The organism is Mesorhizobium sp. P2_E6, from assembly GCF_056403835.1.
The window spans coordinates 45,292-57,826 of sequence record NZ_JBFUEQ010000015.1; the positions used below are offsets into that span (position 1 = coordinate 45,292).

The 12,535-nt window shown below is 62.9% G+C and carries 10 protein-coding genes; 5 read left to right on the forward strand and 5 right to left on the reverse strand.

The window, feature by feature from the left end; all coding sequences use genetic code 11:
• The first annotated feature begins 92 nt into the window (after positions 1 to 92).
• The gene (locus AC1D08_RS29280; RefSeq protein ID WP_095085762.1) at positions 93 to 989 is read left to right on the forward strand and encodes a DMT family transporter; all 897 of its coding nucleotides are present in this window, start codon (positions 93 to 95) and stop codon (positions 987 to 989) included.
• 163 nt (positions 990 to 1,152) lie between these two features.
• Here the strand turns inward: AC1D08_RS29280 and AC1D08_RS29285 are convergent, their stop codons facing one another.
• A complete protein-coding gene (locus tag AC1D08_RS29285) occupies positions 1,153 to 2,367 on the reverse strand; it encodes an AI-2E family transporter (RefSeq protein ID WP_457154028.1) in 1,215 nt (404 codons plus the stop codon).
• Positions 2,368 to 2,563: 196 nt separating this feature from the next.
• The gene (gene parC / locus AC1D08_RS29290) at positions 2,564 to 4,816 is read right to left on the reverse strand and encodes a DNA topoisomerase IV subunit A (protein ID WP_477228857.1); all 2,253 of its coding nucleotides are present in this window, start codon (positions 4,814 to 4,816) and stop codon (positions 2,564 to 2,566) included.
• Here parC and AC1D08_RS29295 point away from each other — a divergent pair.
• Positions 4,772 to 5,116 (forward strand): hypothetical protein, encoded by a 345-nt coding sequence (locus AC1D08_RS29295; protein ID WP_477228858.1) that lies wholly within the window; start codon positions 4,772 to 4,774, stop codon positions 5,114 to 5,116. The two genes, parC and AC1D08_RS29295, sit on opposite strands and share 45 nt — an antisense overlap.
• Positions 5,117 to 5,143: 27 nt before the next feature.
• Complete coding sequence (locus tag AC1D08_RS29300; protein ID WP_457151810.1) at positions 5,144 to 6,334, forward strand: hypothetical protein; 1,191 nt, start codon at positions 5,144 to 5,146, stop codon at positions 6,332 to 6,334.
• 115 nt (positions 6,335 to 6,449) lie between these two features.
• Here the strand turns inward: AC1D08_RS29300 and aspS are convergent, their stop codons facing one another.
• From aspS to AC1D08_RS29315, 3 genes are all read right to left on the reverse strand, one after another.
• Positions 6,450 to 8,240: an aspartate--tRNA ligase gene (gene aspS, locus AC1D08_RS29305; RefSeq protein ID WP_477228870.1), complete on the reverse strand. Its 1,791-nt coding sequence runs from the start codon at positions 8,238 to 8,240 to the stop codon at positions 6,450 to 6,452.
• Between the two features lie 166 nt (positions 8,241 to 8,406).
• A complete protein-coding gene (locus AC1D08_RS29310; RefSeq protein ID WP_457151809.1) occupies positions 8,407 to 9,690 on the reverse strand; it encodes a D-tagatose-bisphosphate aldolase, class II, non-catalytic subunit in 1,284 nt (427 codons plus the stop codon).
• Entirely contained in the window at positions 9,687 to 10,673 is a 987-nt protein-coding gene (locus AC1D08_RS29315) for a tagatose kinase (protein ID WP_457151808.1), read from the reverse strand. The genes AC1D08_RS29310 and AC1D08_RS29315 overlap by 4 nt, the downstream gene beginning before the upstream one ends.
• 311 nt (positions 10,674 to 10,984) lie before the next feature.
• On the opposite strand from AC1D08_RS29315, the gene AC1D08_RS29320 reads away from it, so the two are divergent.
• Both AC1D08_RS29320 and AC1D08_RS29325 read left to right on the forward strand, forming a co-directional pair.
• The gene (locus AC1D08_RS29320) at positions 10,985 to 12,304 is read left to right on the forward strand and encodes an ABC transporter substrate-binding protein (protein ID WP_457151807.1); all 1,320 of its coding nucleotides are present in this window, start codon (positions 10,985 to 10,987) and stop codon (positions 12,302 to 12,304) included.
• 37 nt (positions 12,305 to 12,341) lie between these two features.
• A complete protein-coding gene (locus AC1D08_RS29325; protein ID WP_457151806.1) occupies positions 12,342 to 12,509 on the forward strand; it encodes a hypothetical protein in 168 nt (55 codons plus the stop codon).
• Positions 12,510 to 12,535 lie beyond the last annotated feature (26 nt).

Below are 12,535 nucleotides of genomic sequence, written 5' to 3' on the forward strand. Positions count from 1 at the left end.
TTTCAAAGCGGGGGATGCTGGTCTTTCAGCCGCTTGGCTAGAGAGTGCGCCATTGCGCCGGTCCACCTGCATTTCATTGCGAAAGTTGCTGCATGTCCTCCCACAACGACCACCAGAAAGGCCTTCTGATAACAGCCATCGGCGGCTTGACGCTGACCGTCGATATCCCGCTGATCCGGCTCGCCGACGGCGGCGCATGGACGATCCTGCTGCTGCGCACTGGCACCACCTTCGTCGCGGCCATGATCATCTGGTCGATCTGGCGCGCGCTCAGCCGGAACGCCCCGCAACTCATCCCCGGCTGGTCCGGCCTTGTCGTGGCGATTTGCTACGGGCTGACCTCGATCACCTTCGTCACCGCCGTCTTCCACACCTCGACCGCCGACCTGGTGTTCATCCTGGCCTTCAACCCCGTTTTCGCCGCGCTGCTGTCCTGGATATTCCTGAAGGAGAAGCCAAGGCTGGTAACGATCGTGGCGATGCTGGTCATGATCCTCGGCGTGCTGGTCATCGTCGGCGGCTCGGTCGGCACCGGGCACCTGTTCGGCGATTTCATGGCGCTGTGCTCGGCATTCTTCATCGCGGTCGCCATCACCATCTCGCACGCCAGCGGCAAGGATATGGGATTCACGGCCCTTGTCGGCGTCCTTCTGCCGCTGGCGCTGGCGGCTTTCATGGTCACTGGCGAAGGTTTTCAGGTCAATGCGCCATGGTGGATCATCTTCAACGGCGCCGTCATCATGCCGATCTCGTTCTTTTGCCTCGCCAACGGTCCGAAATACATTTCAGGTCCCGAAGTGGCGATGTTCTACCTGCTCGAAACCGTGCTGGCGCCGGTCTGGGTGTGGATGATCTTTGCCGAGACACCGACCCGCAACAGCCTGATCGGCGGCGTGATCCTGATCGTCACGCTGATAGCCCATTCGCTGTGGCAACTGCACGACGGACGCAAGCGCCGTGGCGACCTTGCGGTGCATCACCCGGCCTAAGGTATGTCGATATTCAGGTGATGCCGGCCTGCAAACGGCGGTTTCCTGCGCTTCCGGTGCTCACGTACGAAAAGTACGCTCCGCTCCGGTTCTCGAAAGCCGTCGCTTTCGGCTCGGCCTAACCTGACTCTCAACACCCCTTAACGCGAACCGGATCGCAGAATCAGGCGCTGGCTTTCTTCACCACGCTGGGTTCAGGCAGAACCTCGATCTGCGGGCCAGCTTCGATTTCGGCCGGCGAACCCGACATGATTTCGTCGGTCAGTTCCACCTCGCGCAGCCACTCGCGCCAGATCGCGACTAGCAGGGCCATCAGCACCGGGCCGATGAACAGGCCGAGGAACCCCATGGTCTTGACGCCGCCGATCAGGCCGAAAAAAGTCGGCAGGAAAGGTAGCTTTATCGGCCCGCCGACGAGCTTCGGGCGCAGCGTCTTGTCGACGATGAACAGCTCGACCGCACCCCATAGGAACAGCGCGAGCCCAGCCATCGGCGACCCGCTGGCGGCGAGGTAGATCGAGACCAGGGTGAAGGACAGCGGTGCGCCGCCGGGGATGAGCGCCATGACGCCGGTCAGGGCGCCGAGCGTTACCGGCGACGGCACGCCGGCCAGCCAGTAGGCAATGCCCAGCACCAGCCCCTCACCGATGGCGATGACGGTCATGCCGGTCACGGTCGAAGAGATCGTTGCCGGCACGACGCGCGAGATCCGCTCCCATCTGGTCGGCAGGATGCGCTCGCCGAGGCGGTCGATCTGGCCGGCAAAATGCTCGCCGTCGCGATAGGCGAAGAACAGCGCGATCATCATGAACAGCAGCGTCAGGAGCAGGCCGAAGGCGCTGCCGCCGGCGGCAAGGACGCCGCGATAGATGCTGCCGATATTGGCACCGCTGACCAACTGGATCAGTTCGCCGATGCCGCCGGGATGGCCAAAATTGGTCGTCCATTGCTCGTTCAGCCACTCGCCCACGACAGGCATGGTGGCGATCCAGTGCGGCGTCACGGCGCCGTGCCGGTTGGTCTCGATCGCCCAGCCGACCCACTCGCGCACCTCGTTGATGGCGTAGGTGCCGGCAAGCGCGATCGGCACCACCAGGAAGGCAAGGATGAACAGGATGGCAAAGGTCGCGGCGATGGTGCGGTTGCCGCCAACCGCGACAAGCAGCCGCCGGTAGAGCGGCCAGCTTGCAAAAGCGATGACCAGCGCCGCCAGCACCGGAAACAGGAAGCCATGGAAGAAATAAACACCGGCGGCGACGATCAGCACCAGCAGCCAGCGCGCCGCCGACAGCGGCGGAATGACGGCCGATCGCAGCGGCGTCGACAGGCCGAACAGGCGCTGCTGCCGTTCCGGTTTCTGGATTTTTGCTTCCCTCAAACGCCCGCTTCTCCCGAACACCTTTCCTGCTTATGCACTGGTATAGTGCAGCAATCGTGACGATAGTCCAAATGATGATGGTGAAGCTGCGAGGGCGAGATGGCCGGCAGCCGCCAGAGTGGGGCGCCGCGCATGAAACGCCGACCAACCCCTCTGTCGCCTTCGGCGACATCTCCCCTCGAGGGGAGATTAGCAGCTACCCAAACTTCCCTGTCCTCGGGAAGCCCTTCGGCACCATGCGGCCGGCAGAGGCACGGGCGCCGATCCATTCGGCCAGTTCCTCACGCGACCGGACGAAGGTGCGGTCGGCCGAATCCTGCCAGGACAGGCCGCTCTCCAGCGTGAACGGCTTGAGATCCAGAAGGCCGCCATCCTTGTATTTCTGCAGGCGAACGCCCTTGCCGCGTCCCATCTCCGGGATGTCGGAGAGTGCGAACACCAGCATCTTGCGATTCTCGCCGACGATGGCCAGATGGTCGCCAGTGAGCGGGATGCAGCGCTTGGCCTCGTCGGGCGCCTTGACGTTCATCACCTGCTTGCCCTTGCGGGTGTTGGCGACGACTTCCTCCTCCGGCACGATGAAGCCATTGGCGTCATACGAAGCCAGCAAAAGCTTGCGCTTGGGATCGTGGACGAAGGCGGTAACGATGTCCTGGTCATTGTCCATGTCGACGATGATGCGGATCGGCTCACCATGGCCGCGGCCACCCGGCAGCCGGTCGGCGCCGATGGTGTAGAACTTGCCGCCCGTCGTGAAGACCAGCACCTTGTCGGTGGTCTGGGCATGGAAGGCGAGCTTAAGGCTGTCGCCCTCCTTGAAGGTCAGCGTCGAGAGATCGGCAAGATGCCCCTTCATCGCCCGCAGCCAACCCTTTTCCGAGACGACCACGGTGACTGGCTCGCGCTCGATCATGGCGTGCGCAATGTCGGTCAGGTCGTGTTCGGGCGCATCGGCGAACTGGGTGCGGCGCTTGCCGAGCTCGGTCTCCGGGCCGAACTTGTCACGGATATTGGTGACTTCCCACTTGATCGTCGCCCATTGCTTTTCGTTTGAAGCAAGCAGCGCCTCGATCTGTTTCTTCTCGGCGCTCAGACCGTCGAATTCCTTGCGGATCTCGAATTCTTCCAGCTTGCGCAGAGCGCGCAGCCGCATGTTGAGGATGGCTTCGGCCTGGGTGTCGGTGAGCGACCAGCGGGCCATCATCACCTGCTTGGGCTCATCCTCCTCGCGAATGATCCTGATCACTTCGTCGATGTTGAGATAGGCGATCAGGTAGCCGGCGAGGATCTCCAGCCGTCTTTCGATCTCGCCAAGACGATGTTTCGAGCGGCGAACAAGCACGTCACGGCGGTGTTCGAGCCATTCCTGCAGCACGCCTTTCAGCGACAGGACGTTGGGCACCTTGCCGCGCGACAGGACGTTCATGTTGAGGGGAAAGCGGCTTTCGAGCTCGGTCAGCTTGAAAAGCGATTCCATCAGGATCCCCGGGTCGACCGAGCGGCTCTTCGGCACCAGCACGACGCGGATGTCTTCCGCACTTTCGTCGCGGATATCCTCGAGCAGCGGCAGCTTTCGCGCCATCAAGAGCTCGGCGATCTTCTCGATCAGCCGCGCCTTCTGCACGCCGTAGGGGATTTCGGTGACGACGATGCTCCAGGTGCCCCTGCCCTGGTCCTCCTGGATCCACTTCGACCGGACGCGAAAGCCGCCGCGCCCGGTTTCATAGGCTTCCAGGATAGCGGCGCGGCTGTCGACGATAATGCCACCGGTCGGGAAATCCGGTCCCTGGACAAAGTCCATCAGCTTCGCCACCGGCGCATCGCGATGCTCGATCAGGTGAAGTGCCGCGTCGCAAAGTTCGGCCGCGTTGTGGGGCGGGATCGATGTCGCCATGCCCACGGCAATGCCAGACGAGCCGTTGGCGAGCAGGTTTGGAAAGGCGCCGGGCAAAACCACCGGCTCCTCGTCTTCTTCATTGTAGGTCGGCCGGTAGTCGACGGCATCTTCGGTGATGCCGGACAACAGCTCGGTCGCCACATCGGTCATGCGCGCTTCGGTGTAGCGCATGGCAGCGGCGTTATCGCCGTCGATGTTGCCGAAATTGCCCTGCCCGTCGACCAGGGGGTAGCGCATCGAAAAATCCTGCGCCAGCCGCACCAGCGCGTCATAGATCGACTGGTCGCCATGCGGATGGAACTTGCCCATCACCTCGCCGACGATGCGGGCGCATTTGGCAAAGCCCTGGTCGGGGTTCAGCCGCAGCAGACGCATGGCGTGCATGATGCGGCGATGGACCGGTTTCAGTCCGTCGCGCACGTCCGGCAGCGCCCGGTGCATGATGGTCGACAGCGCATAGGCCAGATAGCGCTCTTCCAGCGCCTTCTTCAGATCGACCGGTTCGACATGATCGCCACCGCCATTTTCAGGCGGCAAAAGCCTTTTTCCCATGGGCTGGACCTAGCCGAGCGGGTGATTCGCGGCAAGGGGCCGACAGATGTACCGGCGCTTCTGCAACATGAAACCGCAGGCCAACGGATGTCGACCAACATCAGCCTGTTACATCAGGCCTCTAAGGCCAAGCGTGATGATATCAGGCAACCGGCTCTTCATTACAAATTCACCGGTTTGCGCAAAGACGGTGGGATCGAGTTTGCCTTTCACCGTGATTTTCGACCATTGTGCCGGGACACGCCTTTTTCCCGTCCAGTTCGTCACGGAATGGTGATGGCGCAAAGAATTGAAAAATAATTTCAGGACACTCTCAGGGACCTTGCGATGACAATCAACCGCTCAACTCTCCAGAAGTTCGCCTTTTCGACCTTTTTGCTCACGCTGCCGCTGAACGCGGCCCTCGCCCAGGATGCAGCGGTCGCCGACCGGCTGAAGGCTGCACTTTCCGCCCAGGGCGTCGACATCTCCTGGACCGGCGTGACCGGCGACAACACCAGCATGGTGCTGCAGGGCGTTGCCATCAAGCCGGCGGCGGAAAAGGAAGCGCTCCCCATCGGCGACGTCAAGCTCGAGGGCGTGACCGAGGGAAACGGCGGCTATGATATCGCCACCGTGTCGACATCGGCATTCGAACACTCAAAGGACGGCGTCACGCTCAACCTCAGCCCCTTCGTCATCCACGGCATGACGGTTCCGGCCGACGGCTCCACCGGTCCGCTGGGCTCGCTGATGATGTACAAGTCGGCCGAACTCTCAAACATGACCGTCAAGGTCGCCGACAAGACCGCCTTCTCGATGGACGGACTTGCCGTCGAGATCACGCCGCCGGCGGACGGTAAGGCGATGGAATTCACCGCAACCACGGAAAAGTTCAATGCCGACCTGACGCTGGTCGACGACCCCAAGTCCAAGGAAGTCATCAACGCGCTCGGCTACCAGAACATCGCGGGCAATCTTGAGATGGCCGGCACCTGGCAGCCCACGGACGGCAAGATGGAACTGTCGAAATACGACATTTCCGTCGAGAACGCCGGCACGCTCGGCATGACCTTCGACCTCGGCGGCTACACGATGGACTTCATCAAGTCGCTGCAGGAAATGCAGAAGAAGATGGCGGCACAGCCCGAAGGTGCCGACAATTCGGCGCAAGGCATGGCCATGCTCGGCCTGTTGCAGCAGCTTTCGTTCAACAGCGCCTCGATCCGTTTCGACGACGATTCGCTGACCAACAAGGTGCTGGAATATGTCGGCAAGCAGCAAGGCATGTCGGCCAAGGACATCGCCAACCAGGCCAAGGCGATCGTGCCGTTCGGCATGGCTCAGCTCAACAATCCGGAACTGACGGCGCAGGTGACCGCGGCCGTCGGCAAGTATCTCGACGATCCGAAGAGCCTCGAAATCTCGGCCGAACCGCCGGCATCTGTGCCGTTCGCGCTGATCATGGCGGGCGCCATGTCCAACCCGCTCGAATTGCCGAAGACGCTCGGCGTCGCCGTCAAGGCGAACGAAGACTGATCGAAGCGACCCCGATACGCGAAAAAGCCCGGTAGCGATGCCGGGCTTTTTTGTGGGATTAGCGAATCGAAAGAATCGGTTCGGGCGGTTCTTTAAAGCATCACCCGAGGCGCGATCAGGCGTCTTTCTTGGGTGCGGCGACGCGCAGCGCCAGTTCGCGAAGCTGCTGCGGGCTTGCTTCCGAAGGCGCGTTCATCAACAAATCGTAGGCCTGCTGGTTCATCGGGAACATGGTGATCTCACGCAGGTTCTTCGCGCCGACCAGCAGCATGACGACACGATCGACGCCGGCGGCCATGCCGCCATGCGGCGGCGCGCCGTACTGGAAGGCGCGGTAGAGGCCGCCGAAGCGCTCCTCGACCGTGGCGCGATCCAGCCCGACCGTCTCGAACGCCTTGACCATGGTCTCGGGCAAATGGTTGCGGATACCGCCAGAGGCGATTTCGAAGCCATTGCAGACCATGTCGTACTGGAACGCCTTGATGCCGAGCAGATCCTCGCCATTCAGCGCATCGATACCGCCCTGCGGCATCGAGAACGGGTTGTGGGCGAAGTCGATCTTCTTCTCTTCCTCGTTCCATTCGAAGAACGGGAAATCGACGATCCAGCACAGTTCGAAACGCTCGCGGTCGACCAGGTTCAGCTCCTCGCCGGCGCGGGTGCGTGCAGCACCGGCGAAAGACACGAACTTCTTCGGGTCGCCGGCGACAAAGAAGGCGGCGTCGCCGCCGGCAAGGCCGAGCTGTTGCCGGATCGCTTCGGTGCGCTCCTCGCCGATGTTCTTGGCGAGCGGACCGGCGCCTTCGATCTTGTCGCCTTCCTTGCGCCAGAAGATGTAGCCCAGCCCAGGCTGGCCCTCGCCTTGCGCCCAGGAGTTCATGCGGTCGCAGAAGGCGCGGCTGCCACCGGTCTTTGCCGGAATGCCCCACACCTCGGCCTTCGGGTCGTTGGCCAGGATGTTGGCGAACACCTTGAAGCCGGAATCGCGGAAGTGATCGGAGACGGCCTGCATCTCGATCGGGTTGCGCAGGTCCGGCTTGTCGGAACCGTATTTGCGCATGGCGACATCATAGGGGATGCGCTGGAATTTCTGCGTCACCGGCTTGCCGTTGGCGAAGGCCTCGAAGACCCCGCGCATGACCGGTTCCATGGTCGACAGCACGTCGTCCTGCTCGACGAAGCTCATTTCGAGGTCGAGCTGGTAGAATTCGCCCGGCAGCCGGTCGGCGCGCGGGTCCTCGTCGCGGAAGCATGGCGCGATCTGGAAGTAACGGTCGAAGCCCGACACCATGATCAGCTGCTTGTACTGCTGCGGCGCCTGCGGCAGCGCGTAGAAGGTGCCGGGATGGATGCGCGACGGCACCAGGAAGTCGCGCGCGCCTTCCGGCGACGAAGCGGTCAGGATCGGCGTCGAGAATTCGGTGAAGCCGACCTCGCCCATACGCCTGCGCATTTCGGCGATGATTTTTGTCCGGGCGATGATGTTCTTGTGCAGGGTCTCACGGCGCAGGTCGAGGAAGCGGTATTTCAGCCTTATATCCTCGGGATAGTCAGGCTCGCCGAACACCGGCAGCGGCAATTCCTTGGCCGCCGACAGCACCTCGATCTCGCGTGCGAAAATCTCGATCTCGCCGGTGGGCAGGTTGGCGTTCGTGGTCTCGGGCAAGCGCGCCTTGACCTCGCCGTCGACGCGGATGACCCACTCGCCACGCACTGTCTCAGCAACCTTGAAGGCTGGCGAATCCGGATCGGCGACGATCTGGGTCAGGCCATAATTGTCGCGCAGGTCGATGAACAGCAGGCCGCCATGATCGCGCACGCGATGCACCCAGCCAGACAGGCGAACGGTCGAGCCGACGTCGCTCTTCCTCAATTGGGCACAGGTATGGCTGCGGTAACGGTGCATTGTCATTGGTAGGATCCGGGGTGCTGCGTTGCCGGCCGAAGCATCACAGCCCGGCCTCAAAATTTGCGCGAAAAGCGCATGGGAGGCCGGATTTGTCAAGGCAAGTGGCGCCGGGCGCCGCCCGACAGGCGCAGCAAGCCCCTTGGCTAGCGACAGCGCAACGGATTCAGGCGGCGTCCCCACGGCAAGCCGCGTCGTAATCGGCCAGCACCTGGCCGATCGCTGTATGAAGAATGGCCGCGGGATTCCCTGCAGGCCCCAGTTCGGCCGGCACCATCGGCAGGAATTGCCGCATCAGCGTTTCGGGAATAGCGACGCCGTTGAGCACCTCGCGCAGGCGGCCAACGGCAACGCCGGCAGTGGGGTTGCTCCAGTAATAGCGGATGCGGTCACTGTAGCTGTAGTGCCGCTGCAAATAGAGGCTCGCGTCACTGCCGTGATAGTGACTGTGCCAATGGCCCGGCGCTGCGAGCATCACGCGCTCCATCGTGCTGGCCAGCGATCTATCGCCGTAATCCGCGACCATTTCGGACGCGATCAGGTCGAGCCCGTAAAGCGCCTCGCGCAAGGCGAATGTCAGGCCCGGGCCGACCTTGAGGATGGGAAAGCCGTTGCCGACAAGTGCGGTCAGCGCCGCGCGGCTCTGATAGTCGGTGGAATGCGCCTCGTAGACGAGCGACCGTTCCTCATCAAGCAATCCGGTCAGCGCTTTGGACGCCTCCGGCCTGTAGGCGACGACGTTCTGGCTGCCGAATTCAACGCCCGGCTGCACGACCACGGCGATGACGCGGCCAAACGCTTCGGCCAGGCCTTCCCGGGCAAAGATCTGGCGATGCACATCGATCGTGCGGCGCGCCGCTGCCGCTTCGGTGGGCCTCAGGTCGCTGATCGTGTGATCGACGCCGCCCGGGGCGGGAACCTCGGTGCCTATGATGTAGACCGGCAATGCACCGCCACTGGCGTGGGCCGCCTTTTCAGCCGCCCTGGCCAGCCGCACCGCCCGCATGGCGATCGTCTCGTCGTCCAGGGCCGCCGGCTCGCCGGCGCATCCCATCGACGCGTCGAGGTGGATCTTGCTGAAGCCGGCCCAGACATAGGCGGTGACCATGGCTTCGGCCTTGCTCATCGCCTGTGCGGCCGGCTCCGCGCGCCACGGGTTCGGTCCAAGGTGGTCGCCACCGAAGATGATGCGTGAGGCCTCCAGGCCTTCCCTGCTGGCGATCTCCTGCACGAAGGCGATGAACAGGTCCGGGGTCATCCCGGTGTAGCCGCCGAACTGGTTGACCTGGTTGCAGGTCGCCTCGATCAGCAGCGTGGTTTCCTTGTCCTGGACGGCGCGCCTTATGGCCGTCTGGATCACCAGCGGATGGGCCGAGCAGATCGAGGTGATGCCGTAAGGCGATCCGTTTCTGCGGGCGCCGGCGAGGCCTGCAAGCGGGTTGGCCATCATGTCGCCCTCTGTGTCCCGGCGATAAAACCGTCAAGCACATCAAAGCCGGCGATGCCTTCCATGGGTCCGCGCCGCGTGACGTTGCGGGCGCCGGCGGCATTGGCATAAAATAGCGCCTTGCCGGGCTCCATCCCCATGCGCCGGCAAGTCAGGTAGGTCGCGCCGAAACAGTCGCCGGCTCCGGTCGGGTCCACTTCTTCCACCAGGAAGCCGGCGCAGTCGATCCTGCTGCCATCGGCAGCGAACCGGGACGAGCCGGCAGCCCCTCGCTTCAGCACGATCTCGCCGACGCCCCTGGCGATCAACGCCTTCACCGCCTGGCATTCATCATCGACCCCTGCCGCGGTAAGCAACTCTTCACCGGAGGGAAGCAGCAGATCGGCATCGTCGACCAGGGCGGAAAATTGCGCACCGTCGGCGCCGTCGATCAGCTCCTTGCGCACATTCGGATCGAAGGAGGTCGAGCCGCCGCGGGCGCGCACCGCCTTCGTGGCATAGGCAACGATGTCCCTCAGCCCGGCTACGGACAGAGTGGATCCCATGACATGCAGGTGGCCGGCCCTGTCCGCCAGTTGGCGCGCCTCGGTGGTGAGGCGGATTTGCCCGGCGGCGGATTCGGCGATGTTGTAGACGAAGTCGCGGCCGCCATCGGGCCTGTAGCGAACGAAAGCGCTTCCCGTCGGGTAGCGATCGCTGACGGCCACGGCGGACACGTCGACGCCGTCGCGCCTGAGCCTTTCCAGATTGATCGTGCCGAAATCGTCGCGGCCGACGCAGCCGACGAGCCCGGCGCCGCCGCCCAGCCTTGCGACCTGATCGATGAAGATGGCAGGAGCACCGCTCGGGTAAGGGCCGACCAGCGTCATCGGTTCGAGGAAACCCAGACCCCGCTCCGTCGCCATGATCTCGACCAGGATTTCGCCGGCGGCAATCGTCGGCCCCACGGATTCGGACGCGATCTCCCTTCGGCGGGAAAAGCTCATTCCTGTAATTCCTTCTCTCCCCAGCCGGAGCGGACGCGGATCGTGTCGGCGTGCGGGTTGTACGATCGCTCCTGACCTGTAGCCGAGGTAATTCGCATCGCGAGCGAAGTCAACATAAACTGCACGTACGTTCATTTTATTTGCTACGCACGCGCCTTTCCCGATGTGCCAAATGGCAAGAAGCTGTGCGCCGCGCTGGGTCTGGCCGCCAAATATCAACTCCTATGCAGCTTGACTTGGGTGTTTTCAAGCGCAATAAAATATATACGCATGTTCACTTACACATGCGCATTCGTAAAGGAGGAGACGAAATGCCAATTGGTAAGCGTATTGGAATTCTCGCCGCGTCGGTCGCCGCTTCCGCACTAATGGCGACTGCCGTCCTGGCCGCGGAGATCACGGTTGCGACGGTCAACAATGGCGACATGATCATCATGCAGAAGCTGTCGCCGGAATGGGAGAAGGCGACGGGAAACAAGGTCAACTGGGTGGTGCTGGAGGAAAACGTCCTGCGCGAGCGGGTCACCACCGACATCGCCACCAAGGGCGGCCAGTTCGACGTGCTGACCATCGGCGGCTATGAAACGCCGATCTGGGGCAAGAGCGGCTGGCTGACATCGCTCAACGATCTTGGCGACGACTATGACTATGACGATCTCATCGCGCCGGTGCGCAGCGGCCTGACGGTCGACGGCAAGCTCTATGCCGTGCCCTTCTACGCCGAAAGCTCGTTCACGCTCTACCGCAAGGACCTGTTCGACGCCGCCGGGCTGAAGATGCCGGAGCAGCCCACCTATGACCAGATCACCGAATTCGCCGACAAACTCACCGACAAGTCGAAGGAGCAATACGGCCTGTGCCTGCGCGGCAAGCCGGGCTGGGGCGAGAACATGGCCTTTGTCGGCACGCTGGTGAACACGTTCGGCGGCCGCTGGTTCGACATGGACTGGAAGCCGCAGATCAATTCGGATGCATGGAAGAAGGCGATCGGCTGGTATGTCGACACGATGAAGAAGGATGGACCTCCCGGAATAAGCTCCAACGGCTTCAACGAGAACCAGACCTTGTTCGCCTCCGGCCATTGCGCCATGTGGATCGACGCCACGTCAGCCGCGGGTCGTGTCTATGATCCGAAGCAGAGCAAGGTTGCCGACAAGGTCGCCTTCGCCAAGGCACCGGTGGCGGTCACGCCCAACGGTTCGGCCTGGGGCTGGGCATGGAGTCTCGCCATCCCGGCGAGTTCCACCAAGGCGGATGCCGCGAAGTCGTTCGTGAAATGGGCGACCTCGAAAGCCTACGTCCAGCGCGTCGGCGAGACCGAGGGCTGGGTCGCCGCACCTCCAGGAACGCGCAAATCCACCTATGCCAGCCCGGACTACCAGAAAGCAGCCCCGTTCGCCGCAACGGTGCTTTCGGCGATCGAATCCGCCGATCCGACCAAGCAGACCAAGGATCCCGTCCCCTATACCGGCATCCAGTTCGTCGCCATCCCCGAATTCCAGGGCATCGGCACCGAGGTCGGCCAGGCGATTGCCGCCGCGGTCACCGGTCAGCAGTCGGTCGACGATGTGCTCAACGGCGCCCAGACCGCCGTGGAGAAGACGATGACGGAGGCAGGCTACATCAAATAGGCGGGTTCAAGCCCAGACAGGTGAGCCAGGAGGCGGAATGAGCACAGCCTCCTGGCGATCCGGGCCTGAAAAGCCTCCCATTGTAGCAGGCCTGGAGGATGCACGGATCCGCCACAGCGGGTCCGTGCGTTTCTCAGGCGGCGTCAAGGATCCGATGGGGCACGTCTCCCGTGACGTTGCGCCGGTCGCCATCCGGGCGCTCTGACAGCGTTTTCAAAAACTCGCGGAATT